The organism is Holdemania sp. 1001302B_160321_E10, from assembly GCF_015552275.1.
In the GTDB taxonomy this organism is placed as follows: domain Bacteria; phylum Bacillota_I; class Bacilli_A; order Erysipelotrichales; family Erysipelotrichaceae; genus Holdemania.
Genome location: NZ_JADNEM010000018.1, coordinates 25,363 through 46,544 on the forward strand (window position 1 = coordinate 25,363; position 21,182 = coordinate 46,544).

Consider the following 21,182-nt stretch of genomic DNA (forward strand, 5'->3'; position numbering starts at 1 on the left):
GGGATGAAACGAATAGCGGGATTGTTGATCGCAGCCGGTCTGGTATTGAATGGCTGCGTGGCAAAGTCTGAACCCGAGCCGGCATATCAGGCCGAAAGTTTTCCGCTGGCGGCGGCTTCCTGGCCGCTGCAGTCCTTACTTCAGAATTTGCATCGGCAGCTGAGTCCGGATCCAGACTGGCTTCCGCCCGAGGCCAGCGGCAGTACGCAGGCGGCCTGGCGCAGCCTGATTCAGGTGGTCAATCCGCAGCCGCGGATGATTTTGGCCTATGAGCCTTCCGCCGCGATGCGTCGGGAATTACAGGATTATGATACGCTGTGGCAGGCGCAGACGATCGGCTATGACGCGCTGGTGATGATCACCGGCAGCGAAAATCCCGTCGATTCGCTGAGTCTGGACCAGATCCGCGATATTTACGCGGGGAAGATTACCAACTGGAAGCAGGTCGGCGGACTGGACCAGCCGATCCGGATTTACGCACAGGATGAAAACAGCGGTCTGCAGACGGCGTTTGAACGTCAGGTCATGCAGGGCGTTTCGATTGTCAATCCAACGCTGGACTGGTTCTATGAGCGGGCCGGCGTCGTGCGTCAGGCGGTTGCGGCTTTCACTCCCACCTCAGACGCGCTGGGCTTTTCCAGCCGGCTTCTGGTCAGTCAGGTCAATCCGTCGCCCGATCTCAAGCTCCTTCGCGTCAACGGCGCATCGGCAAATGCGAAAACGTTGGAAAACGGGAAATATCCGCTGAAACTCCCCGTCTTGCTGGCAAGCAACACCGCCTCGGACGCAACGATTGCGGGAATTACCGACTGGCTGTTAAGTGTACCAGGGAAGCGGTGGTTAAGCGATCAGGGGCTGTTTCCCACTCAATAAAAGAAGATGAAAATCATGCTTGGTTTGAAGTCAGCGTCGGCTGTGCTGACGACCCGGCTGTTTTTGACAGCAGTCAGACGGCTTCCGCTCCCATTCGGGAAGAAACCGCAGCGCCTGCCGCGATTTCCGGCATAGAACCAGCCGCGGTGTCCATTTCATTTTTCAGGAAGAACTTCGTTCTCAAAGTCAATCCCACAGGTGTTCACTCTTTAAGAAAGGATGGATCATTCCGACGTCAAGCTGTTGGCTGCAGACGGCGTGAGACCGGATTCTGATTCTATCGCCAGGGATCAATATTCACTGATCCATGAATTTAACGCGGTGATCCGGGCGGACGAGGCGCTGGACTGTCCGGCGTGGATTTTGCCTGAATGGCTGAAAACGGACGACGCCCGCCAGCGGATCCGGGATGAAGGCGATGTCCTGGCGAATTAATGGAGTTTGTAAGCTGTCCCTTCCAGTTTTGATCACAGGTGTAAAAATCCGTTTCCGATGGCTTCCGGCGCGGATTTTTTTATCGTGAAATTTTTATTCATCTACCCTTTACAAATGCAGGAAATTCTTACCGGAAACGGGTGACTTTTTCAGACTGATATGCTACACTGAATTCTGTTTTCGGGATAAGGAGAAGGTTATGGAGAAAGAAGAAACTTTATTATCGGGGGATATTAAAAAGACGTATGTTTCCTATCTGATTCCGACGATCGTGGGGATGCTGACAAATTCGGTCTACTGCATCGTCGACGTCATGTTCGTCGGTTTGTGCATCGGCGCGCAGGGCTTGGCGGCATTTAACATCGCGATGCCGGTCTATACGATTTATTCTTCGTTAGGCTTAATGCTGGGGGTTGGCGGCGCGGTGACCATTTCCGTGCTGATCGGCAAGGGGCAAAAGGAACAGGTCGACAAGGTGTTTACGCTGACTGTTTTGTGCTGCATGCTGATCGGCATGGTGATGAGCGCCTACGGTTTGCTTTTTCCAGACGCCTTCGCGCGGATGCTCGGCGCCAGTCCGCAGCTGATGCAGGGAGTGAAAGATTATTTACAGCCCCTGCATTGTGTCGCGCTGATCTATATTCTCAACTGTACGATGCAGGTCATCATTCGCGCGGATTACAACCCGAAGCTGGTCATGTTAGCGGCGGTATGCGGCAACGCGACCAACATTATCTTTGACTGGCTGTTTGTTTCCGTCTTTCAATGGGGGCTGTTCGGCGCGGCGGCCGCGACGGCGCTGGGCCCCTGCGTCGCCATGAGTATCTGGATTTTCCATTACCTGTTAAAGAAAAATACATTTACGTTTACAAGGCGTTTCTGGGATTTCTCACTGCTGCAGCGGATCTTCAAAAACGGCGTCGGTACGTTTATTCTGGAATTGAGCCTGGGCTGCGTCGTGATTTTCTTCAACATCGTGCTGCTGGATGTCAGCGGTCAGGACGCCGTGGCGGTATTCGCGATCATCTCAAATATCGCGTATGTCGGAAAAGGCATTTTTAACGGAATTTCCCAAGCGGCCCAGCCGATGCTTTCCGTCAACTACGGCGCGCGGAAGATCAAGCGCGTGCAGGCCACGCTGAGAACGGCGTTAGTCTGCGCGTTAATTTTCTCCTTGGGCTGTTATCTGTTGATTCTGATTTTCCCGCAGCCGATCATCGGTTTCTTCATCAGTTCCTCCGATGCCGGCTTGATCGGCCACGGCGTCTGGGCGGCGCGGATTTACTTTATTTCGTTTGTATTTACGGCGGTGAATACAGTTCTGATGTATTACTTTCAATCGGTGGAAAGTATTAAGGTAACGACGATGATCGCGCTGATGCGGGGATTGATCTTCATCCTGCTCGGTCTGGCGGTGTTCCCAAAATTTTTAGGCGAGCTGGGCGTATGGCTGACGATCACCTTCGCGGAGGTGGCGACGTTATTGATCGCGCTGCCAATCAAGCGGAAGCTGGATCGGCTGTTGGCGGGCGAAGCGGTTGAATAGCGGCTGGCGGCGATGAGTGTGAAAAGATCGGATTTCCTGAAACGGAGCTCCGATCTTTATTTATATTCTTAATTTATACTCCGCAAAGACCGCTGCCCTCCTTCGACATTAGAGAAAAGCTTTGGAGCACGTTGAATAAAAGCGCTAAAGCAGCCGGAGGATCAGGGCTGCCAGAAGCACCAGCGCCGAACAGATCCAGGGCAGACATAGAATTCCGGCAGCGATCAGATGAAATTTTTTATGCATCATCATCGCCGCGACATACTCCCGGATAAACGCGTTATAGGAAAAATAAGCGACGGTGCGCGAGCCGATTCCGCTGCATCGGCGAATCCCGGCCTTGCGGGATAACAAACCCGCGCGGAAGACGTGATAATCGCTCGTGCAGAACAGACATTTATAACGCTTTTTCTGTTGATCCATGATTTTCTTGGAAAAGACCATGTTTTCGTACGTGTTGACCGACTGGTTTTCCACCATAATCCGCGTTTCCGGTACACCCTGTTCCAACAAATAGTCTTTCATCACTTCCGCTTCCGCCCGCGGCTCGTCCGGTCCCTGACCGCCGGAGGGGATCAGAATCAGTTCTTTTTTTCTTCCCGGGAAAAAGCGGTGCTTTCTGGCTTCCTGCCGCCAATAGAAGGCTAACGCCCGATCGCAGCGCTGCTTTAACAACGGCGTCAAACCCTGATCGGTCACCTTGCAGCCGAGGATGATCAGAAAATCCTGATTCAGCAGCGGCCGGTTGAGCTTGAACAGCCAGCTGGACACCAGATAACAGACAAAGGTGAAGATCAGATATAAATACAGGACCGCGCCGGCTAAAAACGCCAGGTTGAGAATCCAGGGCAGCGATTGGGAGTGCGAGAGCCCCATGGGGATAACGAACCAGCCCAGCAGAAATGCCAGACCGAAGATCAGCGACAGGCTGTGCTGAACGCTGACACCTTCCTTCGCCCATAGCTGCGGCGAACGCATCAAAAGGACCGCCCCCAGAATCAGCGACAGGATCGGAAAGAGAAACAAGGCGAACAGAAACAGCCCGATCCCGGCTAACAGCCAGAATGAATTCTGGGCATTCAGTGCCAGCAGCGTCAGATCACCCAGAATCAGAAACAGTCCGAATGTCAGCAGCACCCCGTTAAAAATCCGCCGCTTATCGCTGAGATAAAAAATTAAAAATAATCCGAAATAAATGGCTGTCGCCAAAATGGCGAAATTCAGAAGTTCTCCCATTTGTTCGATTCCTCGCTTTATTCTGATTCCATTATACCCTTTCCGCTCTGTTCCGACACGTCTTGTCGTGATAAAATGAAAGAAAAACAGGAGGCATTTATGATTGTTTTACGACAGGCAGAGGTTTATGCCCCGCAGTTTGCGGGACGTCAGGATATTTTGATCGCCGGCGGCGAAATTGTGAAGATGGCAGAACATCTGGATTGCGGGCAGGTGCAGGAGATCGACGCGTCCGGGAAGATTGCGGTTCCCGGCTTGATCGACCAGCACATTCACATCACCGGCGGAGGCGGCGAAGGCAGCTTTCATACGAAAACGCCGGAAGTTCAGCTTTCTTCTCTGATTGAAGGCGGCATCACAACCCTGGTCGGCTTGTTGGGCACCGATGGTTTTTCACGATCCGTGGAAAATCTGGTTTCCAAAGCCAAGGCGCTGAAAGAGGAAGGACTGAGCGTCTATTGCCTGACTGGTTCGTACAGTTATCCCAGCGTAACGCTGACGGGCGATGTGAAAAAAGACATTCTGTTTATCGACGAGGTGATTGGCGTGAAGCTGGCGCTGGCCGATCACCGCAGCTCCAATGTGACGCTGGATGAGCTGATCCGGCTGGCTTCCGACGCTCGTGTCGCGGGCATGCTTTCCGGCAAGGCGGGAATTGTGACGCTGCACATGGGCGATGATCCGCAGGGGTTGAACAAGGTGTTCGACGCGATAAAGCAGACGGCGATCCCGGCGAAGGTTTTCCATCCGACGCATGTGACGCGCAACCCGATGCTGTTTGAACAGGCGCTGGATTTTCTGGAGCTGGGCGGCTGGATCGATCTGACCGCCGGCTCGCGCAAAGAAAAGAGCTGCGGGGATTATATTGAGGCTGCCAAACAACGGGGACTGGATACATGCCGGATCACGGTGAGCTCGGATGGTCAAGGCAGCTGGTCTACTTATGACGCGCGCGGCAATTTGACTCAGATCGGGGTGTCCAGCGTCAAAGCGCTGCACGAACAGCTTGTACGGATGGTCAAGGAGAACGAGTTTGATTTAGCCGAGGCGCTGAGCTATGTCACAAGCAATCCGGCTGACGCGCTGCAGTTAAGCCGCAAGGGCCGGCTTCAGGAAGGGATGGACGCGGATATCGTGCTGCTGGACAAGGATCTGGCGATCGACACCGTGATCGCCCGCGGTCAGCTGATGATGAAGGACAAGCAGCTGCGGGTGCGGGGAACCTACGAATAAAGATTCAAACCCTGAAGTTCACGGTGGAATCGACCGGAAATCCATGATTCGTGGACAAAGTCAAGCAGGCATGGATTGCGCTCATCCCCCGGGTTAATCGTACAATGAAGGCGAGGAAAAGGAGGGATTGAGAATGGATGCGGAAACCATGGGAAAACGCATCGCACAGCTGCGCAAAGCGCGGAATCTGACACAGCAGCAGCTGGCCGATCAGCTCAACGTCACCAACCGCGCCATTTCCCGATGGGAACGGGGCGAGGGTTATCCGGAAATTACGCTGCTGCCCAAGCTGGCGGACAGTCTGGGCGTCACGACGGATGAAATTTTAGGTCATAGAACAAGGAAACAGCCGGGGATGCGGTTTGCTCAGCAGCCGCAGGTCATCATCGGAATCGGTCTGGTGCTGATTTTCGCTGCGGAAATCGGACGCCGGCTGCAGCCTCAGCAGAGCAATCTTCTGGCTTTGGCGGGGCTGACGGTGTTTTTGATTCTGGGGATGATCGTTGTGATGCTGCGGCTGCCGATGAACAGACTCAGCGGTATGATTTACAGCGGCTCCGGATTCTTTTTCGTGACGCAGCTTGCGGCCCAGTGGATTTATCTGTCACTGCTGCGGTATGTAGGACCAGTGCCGTTTACTGGAGCAGTGAACCCCTATTATTTTGCTTTGCAGGAGAAGATGCAGTATCCGGTTGCTTTACAAGTTCAATCGCTGCTGACGCAGGCGATGTGGCTGCCGGGGATGCTGGTGTCGCTGACGGTGTTTCTGCTTCTGAATTGGAAAGTGAACTGGTACGCGAGCACTTCCGGTTGGATCAAACTGATCAAGTCGATGATCTGGCTGGGACTGAGCATTCTGATTCTATCCGTGATTGTATTCAGACAATCGTTGCAATGGGATTGGACGGAACTGCCGCCGCAAAGCTACGCGCGTCTGTCGCAGCTCTATCCGGCCGTGATTTCAGTCTTGATCGTGACGGCGCTGGCAGGTCTGTTGTTTATCTGGCGGTGGCGCCGGCAGGATCGTACCGCCGGAGTCTTGATCCTTTTATTACTGGGCTTTTACGGCAGCGTGCTTCCTGTGCAGAAATTGGATTATTATTTCTTTAAGGCGGAAAAGTTGATTCCGGATATTGCCAAAATTACTGAGGGATGGGACCGGATTCATCTGGTGGTGCAGTGGGACCGTCCGTTCTGGTTTGCGGGCATCGTCTGTCTGGGGATGAGTTTATTTTTGATTTATCGTCAGGAGAACACGGGTTCCGGGAAACTTTCCGTTAAAAACCTTGCGTCGCTGCGGCTGAGGCCGGAAATCTGGAAACGGAAGGCCGATTGATCGGACAGCCATTTGATATGAATTCCAGAATGAACTTCAAAGTTCAATGCAAAGAAAAGGACAGGAATCGCAGGATGAGTGAAACCAAAGAACCGATTTTCCGTTATGGGAAAACGGAAATTGAATATTTAAAGCAGCGGGATCCGAAGCTGGGCGCGCTGATCGATCAGATCGGTCCGATTGAACGGGCTGTCGATACCGATCTGTTTTCGGCAATCGTGCATCATATCGTCGGGCAGCAGATTTCTACGAAGGCTCAGCAGACAATCTGGCAGCGGATGCGGGACGGCTTGGGCGAAATCAGAGCGGAAACGATATTGGCGGCCGGGATTGAGCGACTGCAGGCGTTTGGCATGACGTATAAAAAAGCGGCGTATATCGAGGATTGCGCGCGGAAAGTAACCACCGGCGAGCTGGATCTGGACCAGCTGCCGCGGCTGCCTGATGCGGAAGTGATCCGGCAGCTTGTTTCGCTGAACGGGATCGGCGTGTGGACTGCAGAAATGATTCTTCTGTTCTGTCTGCAGCGGCCGGACGTATTCAGCTATGGCGATCTGGCGATCCTGCGCGGATTGCGGATGGTGTATCATCATCGGAAAATCGACCGCAAGTTGTTTGCGAAATACCGCCGCCGGTTCAGTCCGTACGGCAGCGTAGCCAGTCTGTATTTGTGGGTGATTGCGGGCGGAGCGGTGGAAGGCATGAAGGATTACGCGCCGAAACCGGTTCAGTCCAAACCCGTAAAACGCAAATCGCTGGTGCGGGTGCAGGAATGAACGACGTTCATTCTGTCATTGGCTAGGATAAGAAAGAGGTTTGAAAAGGAGGCTCACGATGATTTATACGACGCATTACGCTTCCCCGCTCGGCGATCTGCTTCTGGCAGAGAATGAGAATCAGCTGATCGGGTTGTGGCTGGAAGGCCAGAAATATTATCGCAGTACGCTGCGGGAAGCGGCGCAGGAACAAGCTGACCGTGCCGTCTTCATTCAGACGTCAGCCTGGCTCGACCGTTATTTTGCGGGGGAACAACCCGCGATCAGCGAATTAAGACTGGCGCCCCGGGGAAGTAAATTCCGGCAGGCGGTGTGGAAAAGCTTGTGTGAAATTCCCTATGGTCAGGTCACGACGTATGGGAAAATCGCCGGGAAGCTGGCCCGGCAGTTCGGCTTGGCGTCGATGTCGGCTCAGGCGGTCGGGGGCGCGGTCGGGCACAATCCGATTTCGATCATCATCCCTTGTCATCGGGTTGTCGGCACTCACGGAAGTCTGACGGGATATGCCGGCGGGCTGGATAAAAAAATTTTCCTGTTGCAGCGGGAAGGCGTCGACGTCAGCCGTTTCTCAATCCCTGAAAAGGGTACCGCACTGTAAACCGTTGACGAGGGAGCGGACGTGATCTATTCGGGAGAAATTGTTCAAGTCAGTCAGGGAGGAGCCGCAGTCAATCCGGCCTCAATGTGGAATCATAGATTAAGGAAGCAGAAGCAGAATGACAGAGAAGCGTTCTGCTTTTCTTGTGGCCCTCCGACTCCGGGAGAATTTGTTATCCAGCCGGATTGGGTTTAAAACCGGAATCATCGGCGATAACAAAAGCGAAGACATCCAGATTCTGTTTGGATAATCGAACATCGGAATTCCATGACGAAATTGAATTTAAAGTAGTTGACAAACAGAACTTATTGGAAGATAATACTAATAGAAAGTGATAATCATTATCAATTAAGGAGGAGAACAATGGATCCGAAAGCATTTTTCAAGCTCAGCTATGGTTTATATATCATCAGCACTGAAAGCGAAGGCAAACAGGCTGGCTGTATCGCAAATACATTCAATCAGGTGACCAGTTCGCCGGCGCAGGTCAGCGTAACTTTGAATAAAAACAACGCGACGGAACAAATGATCGAAAAGAGCGGAAAGTTTGCGGTTTCCGTTCTGGAACAGAGCGCCGGGATGGAATTGATCGGCCGGTTCGGTTTTCACTGCAGCCGCGATACCGATAAGTTCGCCGGGCTGGATTGCGGTATCGACGAACAGGGCCTGCCATTTGTGAAAGAAAACGCCGCTTCCCGCTTTTCCTGCAAAGTTGTAAAAACGGTGGATCTGGGAACGCACGTCATGTTTATTGCCGAAGTGATCGGCTGTGAAGTCCTGGATAACCAACCGGTTATGACTTACGAATATTATCATCAGGTCAAAAACGGCAAGACGCCGAAGAATGCGCCGAGCTATCAGGAAGAACCAAAGAAAACCGGAGGATGGCGCTGCTTGTTGTGCGGCTATGTCTATGAAGGCGAAATTCTGCCGCCGGATTTTATCTGCCCGATTTGCAGTGCTCCGGCTTCCGCGTTTGAAAAAATCTGACGCGCTTGGAAAACGAGTTATTTAAAACAGAATAGAAAAACAACAGAAGGAGAATTTCGATGAGAATGAAATCTAAAACCGTCATCATCACCGGCGGAGGAAAAGGCATCGGCTTCGGCGTTGCAACAGCTTTTGCGAAGGAGGGAGCCGATATTGTCATTACCGGCCGTCAGGAATCCGCGCTGCTCAGCGCCAGGGAAAAGCTGGAATCGGCTTATGGTATCCGCGTCGGTTATGTTGCGGGCGATCTGGGGCAGGAGGAAACAGCGGCGAAGGTTGTCGCCAAAGCGATCGAAATGACAGGCCGGCTGGATGTGCTGATCAACAATGCTCAGGCTTCCAAATCCGGCGTCATGCTTGCGGATCATACCCGGGAGGATTTCGATTTGGCGATTAATTCGGGTTTGTACGCGACTTTCTTCATGATGCGTGCGGCATTCCCTTATTTGAAGGAAACGCGAGGCAGTGTGATTAATTTTGCTTCCGGCGCAGGTCTGGCCGGCCGTTTGGGGCAAGCTTCCTATGCCGCGGCAAAAGAAGGCATCCGCGGTTTATCGCGGGTAGCGGCGACTGAATGGGGCGAATTCGGCATCAATGTCAATGTCGTTTGTCCGCTGGTGGAAACGGAACAGCTGCGGAAATGGAAAGAAGAATATCCGGATGTCTATGCCAAAACGATCAAGGGAGTTCCGTTAGGCCGGTTCGGCGATGCGGAGAAAGATATCGGCAGGACATGCGTCTTTCTGGCAAGCGAGGATGCTTCCTATATCAGCGGCGAAACGATCACGCTGCAGGGCGGCTCCGGCCTGCGGCCCTGAAACAGGCGCCTTACGCTGCGTAAGAATTCTTATTCTAATTTGGGCAAAGAGAAAAAAGACAGGCTGGACAAAGCATGATAACAACGCTTTGTCTCAGCCTGTTTCTTTGCAGGAGAAATTCTGCCTTGCCGCAAGTAAGAAGCTGCGGAATTCCGCAGCATTTTTTTTCCTGCGCCATTCTTTTTTTCGCAAGGAAGCAGGCTGTTCGGATTTGAAATTGATAAAGCGCTGATGCAAAAGCTGAAAAAACAAACAAATTCAAACCGCAGGCAAGGACTTTCAGAGAAATTCACGCTTCGCGAAACGAACAGGACGGAACCATGACGCCTGAATGAAGCAGTGATCAGGAAAGTCTGAACTTTGCGGAACACAAAGCGGGAAAACGGGCAGAATTCAGGCGAAGTCTTTTCCGCTAAAACGCAGCCGAAGTTGTGAAAAACTGCCCTTCAGAAGGGAATCGTATTATTTTCCTGTGGAAAAAACGTAAATTCAGGCAGAAAGAAGTAAGCCGGAAATTTTGTGTTTTCAAATCGTTAGGAATGCTCTAAAATATAACCGTCGGCAGAGCTGCCGGACCACTCCGCAGCTCAGGTTTAAACGCTGAATTTCAGCCGGAGGTTGCGTATGATTTCAAGGTTAAAGAAAATAAGCTGTTTGTTCGCCGTCGTCTTCCTGACGGTGTTTTGTTTTGTTCCCTCAGCGGCCAAAGCCCAGTCCTCAGAAGACGATGGGGAAGTATTAAAAGTTGCTTTCCCTGAAAACACCGGGATCAGTGAAATTTATGAAGACGGCACCTATGGCGGGGCGGTGTATGACTGGCTGCATGAAATTGCCAAGTATACCGGATGGAAATACGAATTCATCACCGGTTCTGCCAACGATCTTTTAAAAGGCATGGCGGATGGCGAGTATGATCTGATGGGCGGCATGTATAAAATCGAGGGAATTCGTGATTTGTACTGCTACCCGGAATACATCATGGGCTCCAATTATAACTTGCTGATTTATCCGCAAAGCGATTCGACGATCAAGAGCTTTGATTATTCCACGCTCAACGGCAAGAAGATCGGCGTTTTCAGCAGGGCGACGGCTAAAATCGAGCGGCTGAACAAATTTCTGTCGTTCAACAAACTGGATTGTGAACTGGTCTATTATTCCGACGCGCAGGCTTATGTTAATTGTCTGGACAATCAGGAAGTGGATCTGATGCTGGGCAACGACGTTTATCTGGAAGAAGATTATAATGTTGCCGCAAAATTTGAAGCCGATCCTTATTATCTGGTGACTTCGCTTAACCGGCCGGATTTGTGCGAGCAGCTCTCCGCGGCCATGAATGCGATTTATTCAGCGAATCCCAACTTTGCGGACGAATTGTATCAAAAATATTTTCCGCAGGATTACGTGAACAGGATTGATTTTACAGCGGAGGAAAAAGCTTACCTTGCCCAGTCGCCAACCCTGCGGGTCGCGGCGCTGAAAGAAAACTATCCGCTGTTGTATCAGGAGGGCGGTCAGCTCAAGGGCATTCTGCCCTCCTGTCTTCAGCTGATCACGCAGCGGACAAATTTGAATTTCGAATATGTATACGGCGAAACGATGACAGAACTGGAAACGCTGGTCCGTGAAGGAAAGGCGGATTTGATCGGCATGTATCTCAACGACGACCAGGCTGCCGATCAGTCCGGCTGGACGCGGACTCCGAGCTATGCCCGACTGGATCTGGTCGTGCTGATGAATAAGCGCACCTCAGCTTCGGCCAGTATGACGATGGCTGTGCCGGAAGGCATCACGATGAAGCCGACTCAGCCGGAGGATAAGATTCGCTTTTATAAGACTTATCTGGACTGCATTCGGGCGGTCAATGAAGGCCGGGCAGATTATGTGCGGATGCCGGCTGCCTTTGCGGAGGATTTTTACTCCCGTGATTATTATGCCAATATCAACCTGATCACGCTCAACAACGATCATGAGGAAGTGACGCTGGCGATGCCGCAGCCTGCCGATGTGCTGCTTTACTCGATCTTCAGCAAGGCTATTCATAATTTCTCACAAATGGAAAAAGAATGTCTGGTGTCGCAGAACCTGCTTCAGATTCGAAAGAGCGCAGTGACGATCAAATCGCTGCTGTATTCAAATCCGCTGATGATGCTGAGCGTATGCGTCGGGGGGATCGGCCTGATCTTTGCGGCGCTGCTGGTTTATTACCGCTCGCAGATGAAGACCCGGATGATGCGGCTGCAGCTGGAAAAAGCGGTTGAAACCGGCCGGGCGAAGTCGGATTTCCTCTCGCGGATGTCGCATGAGATCCGCACGCCGATGAATGCGATTATCGGTTTGACGAACCTCGCGCTGCTTTCCGGCGAGGCGACGCCGGCGATTGAGGAAAAGCTGACGAAAATTGATGCGTCCTCTCAATTTCTGCTTTCGCTGCTGAATGATACGCTGGATATGTCGAAAATCGAAAATCAGAAGATGAAAATCGAGGCCCGGCCGCTGGATCTGTCACGGATCTTAAAGCAGATGCAGGATATCTTTGAAATGCAGGCCCGGGAGAAAGGCAATCAACTGGAATTTGACATCGCTTTGGAAGATACCTGGTTTATCGGCGACGAACTGCGGTTAAGTCAGATCCTGACCAATCTGTTATCGAATGCCTGCAAATATACTGAGCGGGGACGGATCAAGCTGAGCGTTGCCGAGAAACGGCTGACCGATCAGTCCGGCGAGCTGTATTTCAGCGTAAAGGATACGGGCATCGGCATCGGCAAGGCTGAGCAGGAGAAGATTTTTCTGTCATTTGAACAGGCGGACAACCGCAATCAACAGACGCCGGGAACCGGATTGGGTCTGGCGATCAGCCGCAGTCTCGTTCAGCTGATGGGCGGCGAATTGAAAGTGAACAGTAAGCTGGGCGCAGGTTCTGACTTTTACTTTACAATCAAGCTGCCGCTGAGCGAAGCGCCGCAGGTTTGCGAGCCGGAAGTCCCGGAAACGGAACTGGATCTGGATGGGATGCGGATCCTTCTGGCGGAAGATAACGACATTAACGCCGAGATCACGATCCAGCTGCTGGAATTGAAAAATGTGATCGTGGAACGGGCGGAAAACGGGCAGCAGGCGCTTGATCTGTTTCAGGCCCGGCCGCAGGGATATTTCGATCTGATTTTAATGGATGTCAACATGCCGGTGAAAGACGGGATGACGGCGGTTCGCGAACTGCGCGGGCTGGATCGGGAAGATGCCCGTTCCGTGTTGATTTTTGCGATGACGGCCAATACATTCCAGGAAGATCGGGAAGCGGCGGTGCAGGCGGGCATGGATGATTTCCTGCCGAAACCTTTTGAAGTGGATCAACTTTATAACGCTCTGCGCAGCACCTTGCGGAAAAGATGAGCCACGAAGGACCTCTTACGCCGTTTCAAGGAAATTTAAATAACCGGAAGCGGATTGCCCAAAGCTCAACAAACAGCGCCGGCAGTCCGCTGTTTTTTTATTTCCCATTCTTGCTTAAGGAATGGAGAATGCAAATCCATTTTCAGGATGGACTTTCCTCGCAGATCGTGAGGAAATAAGACGCCGATGCCATAAAAGAACGCTTTTCTCAGAAATAATCAAGATTATTCGGAATACGGAAATTGGTTTAACAGCGAACAAAGAGAAAAAATACTGAACTTTGCGCAGCGGCAGCGCTTCGCAAAGTATGTTTGCTTTTTCGCATCTTCGCCAGCGGCGGGACAGAAAAGGCAGCGTCTTTGGTAATTTTACTCATGAAATCGAATTGAAAGTCGCTTTTGCTATTTCAAATTGATCGGGAATGGCATAAAATAAGGGTTAAATAGGACCATGCGGAAAACCGTTTGATTGAAGGCAGAGGATGCAAGAGGAGAAAATTATGCGAAATTGGCGGAAATTATTTGTTTTGGGAATCCTCGCTCTGACGTTAAGCGGCTTAAGCTGGACGCCGCTGAGCATTCAGGCGGAGGCTGCGGAGGGCAGTCAGGCCGGCGAAAATCCAGAAGGCGAAGTATTGAAAGTATCATTTCCGATCAGTCCGGGATTAAACGAGGTTTATGAAGACGGCACTTATGGCGGTCTGGTTTATGACTGGCTGCATGAAATCGCTAAATATACCGGTTGGCAATATGAATTCATTACGGGCGATCCTGATACGCTGCTCAGCTCGTTCATCGCCGGGGAAAATGATATCATGGGCGGCATGTATTACTATGACGGCTATGAAAAAATGTTTAACTATCCTGAATACGTGATGGGCTCCAACTATAATTTACTGATTTATCCGCAAAGCGATACGTCGATCAAGAGTTTTGACTATACGACGCTCAATGGAAAACGAATCGGCGTTTTGCGCAAAGCGACAAGCAAAATCGAGCGGCTGCAGAAATTCCTGAATTTTAATAATCTGCAATGCGAGCTGGTTTATTTTGAAGACGCAAAGACCTATACGCAGTGCCTGGAAACGAAAGAAGCCGATTTGCTTTTGGGCAGCGACGTTTATCTGAAAGAAAATTACAATGTTGCGGCCCGCTTTGAAGCCGATTCCTACTATATGGTCACCACGCTGAGCCGGCCTGATCTGTGCGAACAGCTCAACGAGGCGATGAATGCGATTTATTCCGCGGACCCCAACTTTGCCGACAAACTGTATGAGAAATATTTTACGGCAGATTATGCCAACGCCATTGATTTTACAAGTGAGGAAAAAGCTTATTTAAGTCAGTCGCCGACGCTGCGGGTGGGGGTTCTGAAGAATAACTATCCTTTGTTTTATGAGGAAAACGGAGAAAACCGCGGAATCGTTCCGGCTTGTCTTGAACTCATCCGGCAACGCACCTCGCTGCAATTTGAATATGTGTATGCTCAGACGTATGCGGAACTGGCGGAAAAAGTAAAAGCGGGAGAAGCGGATCTGATCGGCGCTTATCTGGACAATGATCAGGCCGCTGATCAAACAGGCTGGACGCGGACCCCGGCTTACGCAAAGCTGGATCAGGTCGTGCTGATGAACAAGCAGACCGGCGCTTCTCAGCCGATGCGCATGGCCGTGCCTTTCGGATTGACCGGAATGCCTTTGCAGGCGGACGACGAGATTCTTTATTATGACTCTTATGAAAAATGCCTGGATGCCGTCAATCATGGAAAAGCGGATTACGTGCGGCTGCCGGCCTCGTTTGTCGAGGATCTTTATTCACGCAGATACTATGCCAATCTGAATCTGATCACAATGAACAATGTTCAGGAGGAAATCGCTTTCGCTCTGCCTTTGCCGCCGAATGTGCTGCTTTATTCCATCTTCAGCAAGTCGATTCATAATTTTTCAGCGACGGAAAGCGAAACCCTGATTTCTGAGAATTTGTTAAAGGTCCGCCAGAGCGCGGCGACGTTGGAATCGTTGATTTATTCCAATCCAATGATGGCGGTTTTGTTCTGTGCCGGTCTGATCGCTCTGATTGCTTTGTGCGTGCTGATTTATTATCGGATTCAGCTCAAAACCCGGATGATGCGGCTGCAGTTGGAAAAAGCGATGGAAACCAGTCAGGCCAAATCGGATTTTCTTTCCCGGATGTCGCATGAAATTCGTACGCCGATGAACGCCATCATCGGTCTGACGCATTTGGCGCTGATGTCTCAGGAGGCGACGCCGGCGCTAAAAGAAAATCTGAAAAAAATTGAAACGTCGTCGCAGTTTCTATTGACCTTGCTGAATGACACGCTGGACATGTCAAAAATTGAAAATGAAAAAATGCAGATCCTGTCGCAGCCGTTTGAATTGGGAGCGCTGCTGGATCACATGCAGGATATCTTCGAAATGCAGGCGCAGATCCATGGCAACTCACTGACTTTTGACATACAGTTGAAGCATGTTTGTTTCAGCGGCGATGCCATGCGGATATCTCAGGTCTTAACCAACCTGTTGTCCAATGCGTGCAAGTTCACAAAGCAAGGCGCAATTACGCTGAGCGTTCGTGAATCCGCGGGGCAGGAAGGTCGGGCAGCGCTGTTTTTCAGCGTTCAGGATACCGGGATCGGCATTGACGAGACGGACTTGAAGAAGATTTTCCTGTCTTTTGAACAAGGTGGAAATCGGGATCAGCACACCCCGGGAACTGGCTTGGGACTGGCGATCAGCCGCAGTTTAGTGCAGCTGATGGGGGGCGAGCTGGAAGTGCGCAGCGAAGTCGGGAAGGGTTCCAATTTCTACTTTACGATCGAGCTGCCGCTCAGTGAAGAAACGGAATTGAATAAACCGAAACATTCTGCTGCGCAGCAGGCCAAGCTGGAAGGTCTGCGGATTTTACTGGTCGAGGACAACGACATCAATGCCGAGATCGCGATCGAGTTATTGGAACGCCGGAAAATTCAGGTGGATCGGGCAGAGAATGGACAGGTCGCTCTGGACTTGTTTACAGGCCATGAGGAAGGGTATTATGATCTGATCCTGATGGATATCAATATGCCGGTGATGGATGGTTTAACGGCAGCCCGACGGCTGCGGGAATTGCCGCGGAGCGACGCACAGAGCGTATTTATTATCGCGATGACGGCGAACACCTTCCAGGAAGATCGCGATCGTGCTCAGGCGGCAGGCATGAACGACTTTTTGCCGAAGCCCTTTGAGGTTGATCAACTGTACGCCGTGCTGGAAAAAAACAATTCAAAAAATGACCAGCCGGGATGTTCAGATTAAGAAAAGCAGCGGCTGCAACGCAGACGATACGATAAAAAAATCCGGATTGCAGAAACTCCGGATTTTCATTTTATTAGAAAGTATCTTTCAATGGCATGAACAATAGGAAGCTCTTTAGAGCTTTAGGCTGCCAAAGCGCTTCAAAGCGCTGAGTTCCCCTCTTTTTAGTTATGCAATGAAAAGAAAGAGAAGAAGAGTTATTCAGTTTTGAATACTTTCTCCAGGACATCCGCAGGAAGCATGAAATGCGGGACTGTATGGTGTATATGGCCTCGATTGTGATAGCGCAGCGAGGAATGGAATACCAGAATTAAAAGAAAGAACGCAGGTCTTGAATCCTTCGAAGATCGCCATTCTCCCAGGAAAGCTGTTTAAGGCAGAACATTTTTACAGCACCGCGAGGCAATGAAGATGCCTGAGCGAAGCAATCTTGATCAAGCCTTCAGCTGTGGAAACAGAAGAGAAAGGAGGAAGCGATCTGACTTCAGGAATTCGCTTCAGGCTGGAAATTAACGAGTGTTCTGGCTGGCCTTGTCTTTTTAAAGGGCGCGCAGCTTTTTCCTGATCGCCGCTTTGTTTAAATTCTTCCAAGGAGCGCAGGCTGAAATTGATCGCCGGTTAACCTGACAAAAGCGTTCTGGCTGAATTCGCTGAATTGCAGAGGGTTGTTTGTTTAGGGGGCCGGCCGTTATTTCTTTGAGCGCGGCTGCGTGCAGGATTGACGCAGGATGAGCGAGCAAGGAAGCATGATCTGCATCGGATAGACTTTATCTTTCGCCGCGAACTGCGTGATAAACTGCGCGGCCAGTTCGCCCATCTGACGAGCCGGCGCGTAGATCGTCGTCAGCGGCGGATTGGTATAGGCCGTATTTTGATTGTTATTGAAGCCAAGAATCGAGATATCCTCCGGCACGCGGTAATTATTTTCATGCAGAGCCCGCAGCGCGCCCATGGCGACCGCATCGCTGGCGCAGAATAACGCCGTCGGCACCGTATGTGCCTGGATCAGATCCTGCATCAGCGCATAGCCGGATTCCACAGTAAACTGATCCCGGCGGACGAAACGGCTGTTGTCCCAGCCTTTTTGCCGGCAGAATTCCTGATAGTAGTGATAGCGTTGTTCAAAGTAGATCTCGCCGTCGGTTGTATGTTCGATGCCGCCCAGAAAACCGATCCGGGAATGCCCCAGACTGGCGAGGTACTCCAATCCCTCATAGACTGCGGTGCGAAAGTCCATGACGATCGTATTGACAAAGATTTTCGGCATGAACAGATCGACGAAGATGACTTTGTCAGTCAGCTTGCGGAATTCGCTGATTTCCTGAGACGAAAACTTGCCGATGCAAATCAGACCATCGAGCATGGAAAGCTTGCTTAAAAAATCAGGATCCCCGCGGAAAGAGCGGATCATTTCGATATTGTTCTGATTCAAATAACTTTCGGCACCGATGCGGATTGAGAGGTAAAACGGATCGTTTAATTCCTTTTCGATGGAATACCACTGCACGATGCCAATGCGGATCGGATTATAATTATTTTTCGTTTTGATTTTCCGTTTGATATAATTTTGTTTCTTGGCTTCGTCGAATACCCGCTGGCGTGTTTGTTCCGCGACCTTCAACGTCGGATCATAATTGAGGATCCGCGAAACGGTGGCGGCGGAGACACCCGCCTGCTGCGCGATTTCTTTGATCGTAGACATAATTATCAACTCTCTCTCTTACTTACTCTAACGAATTTAAGTGAACAAGTCAAAATAATTTACTAAATCAGCTGATCAGAACTCGAAGTTTTACTAAAAGTGATAACGCTTACATTTTGTTTACATCAGGTAAAAATTGGTAAAAACACATTGAATCAGCCATTTTTAAGCCATAAATTCAATATTTTCACAAAATGAAGTTTACTAAAACTAGTTAAAACCACCTCAAAGTTTATCTCAGTTTGTTGACACCGGCACTTGAACCGTCATAGAATGTAAGCGTATACAGAAGCTATACGGAGGGAAAAAGATGAAAAAACTATTTGCTTTTCTTGCATCAGCATTGATGGTATTATCCCTTGCTGCATGCTCCAACAACGGCGGCGGAAATAATGACAAGCCGGCGGATGACGGCGCAGCCGGTACCGACAAGAAGGTTTATAATGTCGGTGTTTCCATCTACAAATTCGACGATAACTTCATGACGCTTTACCGTAAGGAAATCGAAAGCTATTTCAAGACGCTGAATACGGACGAAGTTGAATACAAAGTTACGATTCAGGATGGCAAAGGCGACATGGCTGAACAGACCAACCAGATTGACAACTTCATCGCGCAGGACTATGACGCGCTGATCATTAACTTAGTCCAGGCGACATCCGCAGCCACTGTTATCGACAAGTGCGAAGCGGCGAACAAGCCTTGTATCTTCATCAACCGTGAACCAAGTGAAGAAGATATGAAGAAGGATCCGGGGATGATCACGTATGTCGGCGCTGACGCTCGTCAGTCCGGTAAATTCCAGGGCGAACTGATCGCGGATCTGCCGAACAAGGGCGACCTGAACGGCGACGGCGTCTTACAGTATGTCATGGTTGTCGGCGATCCGGAAAACGTTGATGCGAAATACCGCACGGAATTCTCCATTTCCCAGTATCAGGAAGTCTCCGGCCTGAAAGTTGAAAAATTAGACGAACAGCGCGGCGATTGGGATCAGGCGAAGGGCCAGGAAATCGTAGCGAACGCTTTAACACAGTACGGCGATAAGATCGAAGCTGTCTTCTGCAACAACGACGCAATGGCGTTAGGCGCAGCGCAGGCGATCACCGCGGCAGGCCGTAAGGTCGGCGAAGACATCTATCTGGTTGGGGTTGACGCTCTGGCAGAAGCGATGGATTTAGTTTCTACCGGCGGCATGACCGGCACCGTTCTAAATGACCACATCAATCAGTCACACAAAGCGGTTGACTGCACAGTCCAGGCGATCAATGGCGAAAAGCTGGACGCTTACTACTGGATTGACTACATTAAGGTTACTCCGGAAAACGTAGCAGAATACAAATAAGCAGAAAGAATCCGAAAATTAAGTGTGCCTCCGCGCACACTTAATTTTTCTGGATTATTAAGAGGAAGGGGATTTACGAATGAGCGATTATATTTTACAGATGAAAAATATAAGTAAAAGCTTCCCTGGCGTCAAAGCGCTCGATCATGTCTGTCTGAATGTCCGGCCGGGAACCGTGCACGCATTAATGGGTGAAAACGGCGCCGGGAAATCCACGCTGATGAAATGTCTGTTCGGCATCTACAAAAAGGATGAAGGACAGGTTATTTTCAACGATGAAGAAGTGGATATCAAGGATACCAACGACGCGCTGCATCGAGGCATCGCGATGGTTCATCAGGAACTGCAGCCGATTCCGGACCGCAGCATCGCCGAGAATATTTTCTGCGGCCGCTATCCGATGAAAAAGTTCGGGCCGATGCAGGTGGTGGATCACGCGCGGATGTATAAGGAAACCGAAGAGCTGCTGAAAGAAGTCAACCTGGACTTCAATCCGAAGGTGAAATTGGGAACATTGTCCGTTTCGCAGATGCAGTCGGTTGAAATTGCCAAAGCGGTTTCCGTCAACGCCAAGATCGTCATCATGGACGAACCGACATCGTCGCTGACCGAAAATGAGGTCGAGGGATTGTTCGATATCATTAATAAGCTCCGTTCTAAGGGCGTATCGATTATTTATATTTCTCATAAGATGGAAGAAATTCTGAAAATCTCCGATGAAGTGACGATCATGCGCGATGGCACTTATGTCGGCACCTGGCCGGCGAATGAGCTGACGACGGATCTGATCATACAGCGGATGGTCGGCCGCGAACTGACCAACCGGTTCCCGCCGCGGTTTAACGAACCGGGCGAAGTCGTCCTGAAGGTGGAAAACTTTACTTCGATTGACTCACGCAGCTTCCGCGACGTGACCTTTGAATTAAAGAAAGGCGAAATTCTGGGCATCGGCGGTCTGGTCGGCGCGCAGCGGACCGAGCTGATGGAAGGTCTGTTCGGCGTGCGGCATATTGAAAAAGGCACGGTTACTTATAAGGGCGAAACGATCAAGATTCATCATCCGCGGGACGCGATTAAAAAGGGTATCGCGCTGCTGACGGAGGATCGCCGGGCGACCGGAATCTTCGGCGTCCTGTCGATTTCCGACAATGTTGGCGTCGCTTCGCTGGATAAGTATATTGATTACGGCGTCGTCCTGAACAATAAAAAGTTGGAAAGTCTGGTCAAGGATAACATTGACAAGATGAGCATTAAAACGCCGAGCACGAAAACCCAGATTCAGTCGCTGTCGGGCGGCAACCAGCAGAAAGTCATCATCGCCCGCTGGCTTGCCAATGACCCGGAAATCCTGATCCTGGACGAACCAACCCGCGGCATCGACGTCGGCGCGAAGTATGAAATTTATACGATCATCGCCGATCTGGCCAAACAGGGGAAATCAATAATCATGATCTCCAGCGAAATGCCGGAACTGATCGGTATGAGCGACCGGATCATGGTCATGTGCGAAGGCCGCGTCACCGGTTTCGTTGACAGTAAAACCACGACTCAGGAGGAAATCATGAGTCTGGCGACTAAATATATGTAA

16 protein-coding genes are annotated in these 21,182 nt (G+C 50.7%); 13 read left to right on the plus strand and 3 right to left on the minus strand.

Features of this window, described 5'->3' with window-relative positions; all coding sequences use genetic code 11:
- Positions 1–3 precede the first annotated feature (3 nt).
- The 3 genes from I2D94_RS11635 to I2D94_RS11645 all read left to right on the plus strand — a co-directional run bounded on the left by I2D94_RS11635 (position 4) and on the right by I2D94_RS11645 (position 2,854).
- Positions 4–873, plus strand: a complete 870-nt coding sequence (locus tag I2D94_RS11635) for a substrate-binding domain-containing protein (RefSeq protein WP_195397006.1) — start codon at positions 4–6, stop codon at positions 871–873.
- Between the two features lie 219 nt (positions 874–1,092).
- A complete protein-coding gene (locus I2D94_RS11640) occupies positions 1,093–1,308 on the plus strand; it encodes a hypothetical protein (protein WP_072684656.1) in 216 nt (71 codons plus the stop codon).
- A 199-nt stretch (positions 1,309–1,507) separates the two neighbouring features.
- Complete coding sequence (locus tag I2D94_RS11645) at positions 1,508–2,854, plus strand: MATE family efflux transporter (protein WP_072684657.1); 1,347 nt, start codon at positions 1,508–1,510, stop codon at positions 2,852–2,854.
- 144 nt (positions 2,855–2,998) lie between these two features.
- Here I2D94_RS11645 and I2D94_RS11650 read toward each other — a convergent pair whose 3' ends face one another.
- Complete coding sequence (locus I2D94_RS11650; protein ID WP_195397007.1) at positions 2,999–4,090, minus strand: YdcF family protein; 1,092 nt, start codon at positions 4,088–4,090, stop codon at positions 2,999–3,001.
- Positions 4,091–4,189: 99 nt separating this feature from the next.
- Here I2D94_RS11650 and iadA point away from each other — a divergent pair, with 99 nt between their 5' ends.
- The 8 genes from iadA to I2D94_RS11690 all read left to right on the plus strand — a co-directional run bounded on the left by iadA (position 4,190) and on the right by I2D94_RS11690 (position 16,547).
- A complete protein-coding gene (iadA, locus tag I2D94_RS11655; RefSeq protein ID WP_072684659.1) occupies positions 4,190–5,323 on the plus strand; it encodes a beta-aspartyl-peptidase in 1,134 nt (377 codons plus the stop codon).
- 133 nt (positions 5,324–5,456) lie between these two features.
- Positions 5,457–6,659 (plus strand): helix-turn-helix domain-containing protein, encoded by a 1,203-nt coding sequence (locus tag I2D94_RS11660; protein WP_072684660.1) that lies wholly within the window; start codon positions 5,457–5,459, stop codon positions 6,657–6,659.
- A gap of 74 nt (positions 6,660–6,733) precedes the next feature.
- On the plus strand, positions 6,734–7,435 hold the full coding sequence (locus tag I2D94_RS11665) for a DNA-3-methyladenine glycosylase (protein ID WP_072684661.1): 702 nt from the start codon (positions 6,734–6,736) through the stop codon (positions 7,433–7,435).
- 58 nt (positions 7,436–7,493) lie between these two features.
- Positions 7,494–8,033 carry a methylated-DNA--[protein]-cysteine S-methyltransferase gene (locus I2D94_RS11670; protein ID WP_072684662.1) on the plus strand — a complete coding sequence of 180 codons (540 nt, stop codon included), beginning with the start codon at positions 7,494–7,496 and terminating at the stop codon, positions 8,031–8,033.
- Between the two features lie 363 nt (positions 8,034–8,396).
- Entirely contained in the window at positions 8,397–9,023 is a 627-nt protein-coding gene (locus tag I2D94_RS11675; protein WP_072684663.1) for a flavin reductase, read from the plus strand.
- A 59-nt stretch (positions 9,024–9,082) separates the two neighbouring features.
- Positions 9,083–9,841: an SDR family NAD(P)-dependent oxidoreductase gene (locus tag I2D94_RS11680; protein WP_195397008.1), complete on the plus strand. Its 759-nt coding sequence runs from the start codon at positions 9,083–9,085 to the stop codon at positions 9,839–9,841.
- Between the two features lie 624 nt (positions 9,842–10,465).
- Positions 10,466–13,234: an ATP-binding protein gene (locus I2D94_RS11685; protein ID WP_195397009.1), complete on the plus strand. Its 2,769-nt coding sequence runs from the start codon at positions 10,466–10,468 to the stop codon at positions 13,232–13,234.
- A 499-nt stretch (positions 13,235–13,733) separates the two neighbouring features.
- Positions 13,734–16,547 carry a transporter substrate-binding domain-containing protein gene (locus I2D94_RS11690; protein ID WP_195397010.1) on the plus strand — a complete coding sequence of 938 codons (2,814 nt, stop codon included), beginning with the start codon at positions 13,734–13,736 and terminating at the stop codon, positions 16,545–16,547.
- 387 nt (positions 16,548–16,934) lie between these two features.
- On the opposite strand, the gene I2D94_RS11695 is transcribed toward I2D94_RS11690, so the two are convergent.
- Complete coding sequence (locus I2D94_RS11695) at positions 16,935–17,138, minus strand: hypothetical protein (protein ID WP_139248617.1); 204 nt, start codon at positions 17,136–17,138, stop codon at positions 16,935–16,937.
- A gap of 97 nt (positions 17,139–17,235) precedes the next feature.
- On the minus strand, positions 17,236–18,249 hold the full coding sequence (locus I2D94_RS11700) for a LacI family DNA-binding transcriptional regulator (RefSeq protein ID WP_072684667.1): 1,014 nt from the start codon (positions 18,247–18,249) through the stop codon (positions 17,236–17,238).
- Positions 18,250–18,559: 310 nt separating this feature from the next.
- Here I2D94_RS11700 and I2D94_RS11705 point away from each other — a divergent pair, with 310 nt between their 5' ends.
- Together I2D94_RS11705 and I2D94_RS11710 are read left to right on the plus strand one after the other, a co-directional pair.
- Positions 18,560–19,594, plus strand: coding sequence for a galactose ABC transporter substrate-binding protein (locus I2D94_RS11705; RefSeq protein ID WP_072684668.1), 1,035 nt, complete (start codon positions 18,560–18,562; stop codon positions 19,592–19,594).
- A 79-nt stretch (positions 19,595–19,673) separates the two neighbouring features.
- Positions 19,674–21,182, plus strand: a complete 1,509-nt coding sequence (locus tag I2D94_RS11710; protein ID WP_195397011.1) for a sugar ABC transporter ATP-binding protein — start codon at positions 19,674–19,676, stop codon at positions 21,180–21,182.

Coding starts and splice junctions, on each gene's coding strand:
- I2D94_RS11635 (WP_195397006.1), top strand. CDS start 4: ATGAAACGAATAGCGGGATTGTTGATCGCAGCCGGTCTGGTATTGAAT.
- I2D94_RS11640 (WP_072684656.1), top strand. CDS start 1,093: ATGGATCATTCCGACGTCAAGCTGTTGGCTGCAGACGGCGTGAGACCG.
- I2D94_RS11645 (WP_072684657.1), top strand. CDS start 1,508: ATGGAGAAAGAAGAAACTTTATTATCGGGGGATATTAAAAAGACGTAT.
- I2D94_RS11650 (WP_195397007.1), bottom strand. CDS start 4,090: ATGGGAGAACTTCTGAATTTCGCCATTTTGGCGACAGCCATTTATTTC.
- iadA (WP_072684659.1), top strand. CDS start 4,190: ATGATTGTTTTACGACAGGCAGAGGTTTATGCCCCGCAGTTTGCGGGA.
- I2D94_RS11660 (WP_072684660.1), top strand. CDS start 5,457: ATGGATGCGGAAACCATGGGAAAACGCATCGCACAGCTGCGCAAAGCG.
- I2D94_RS11665 (WP_072684661.1), top strand. CDS start 6,734: ATGAGTGAAACCAAAGAACCGATTTTCCGTTATGGGAAAACGGAAATT.
- I2D94_RS11670 (WP_072684662.1), top strand. CDS start 7,494: ATGATTTATACGACGCATTACGCTTCCCCGCTCGGCGATCTGCTTCTG.
- I2D94_RS11675 (WP_072684663.1), top strand. CDS start 8,397: ATGGATCCGAAAGCATTTTTCAAGCTCAGCTATGGTTTATATATCATC.
- I2D94_RS11680 (WP_195397008.1), top strand. CDS start 9,083: ATGAGAATGAAATCTAAAACCGTCATCATCACCGGCGGAGGAAAAGGC.
- I2D94_RS11685 (WP_195397009.1), top strand. CDS start 10,466: ATGATTTCAAGGTTAAAGAAAATAAGCTGTTTGTTCGCCGTCGTCTTC.
- I2D94_RS11690 (WP_195397010.1), top strand. CDS start 13,734: ATGCGAAATTGGCGGAAATTATTTGTTTTGGGAATCCTCGCTCTGACG.
- I2D94_RS11700 (WP_072684667.1), bottom strand. CDS start 18,249: ATGTCTACGATCAAAGAAATCGCGCAGCAGGCGGGTGTCTCCGCCGCC.
- I2D94_RS11705 (WP_072684668.1), top strand. CDS start 18,560: ATGAAAAAACTATTTGCTTTTCTTGCATCAGCATTGATGGTATTATCC.
- I2D94_RS11710 (WP_195397011.1), top strand. CDS start 19,674: ATGAGCGATTATATTTTACAGATGAAAAATATAAGTAAAAGCTTCCCT.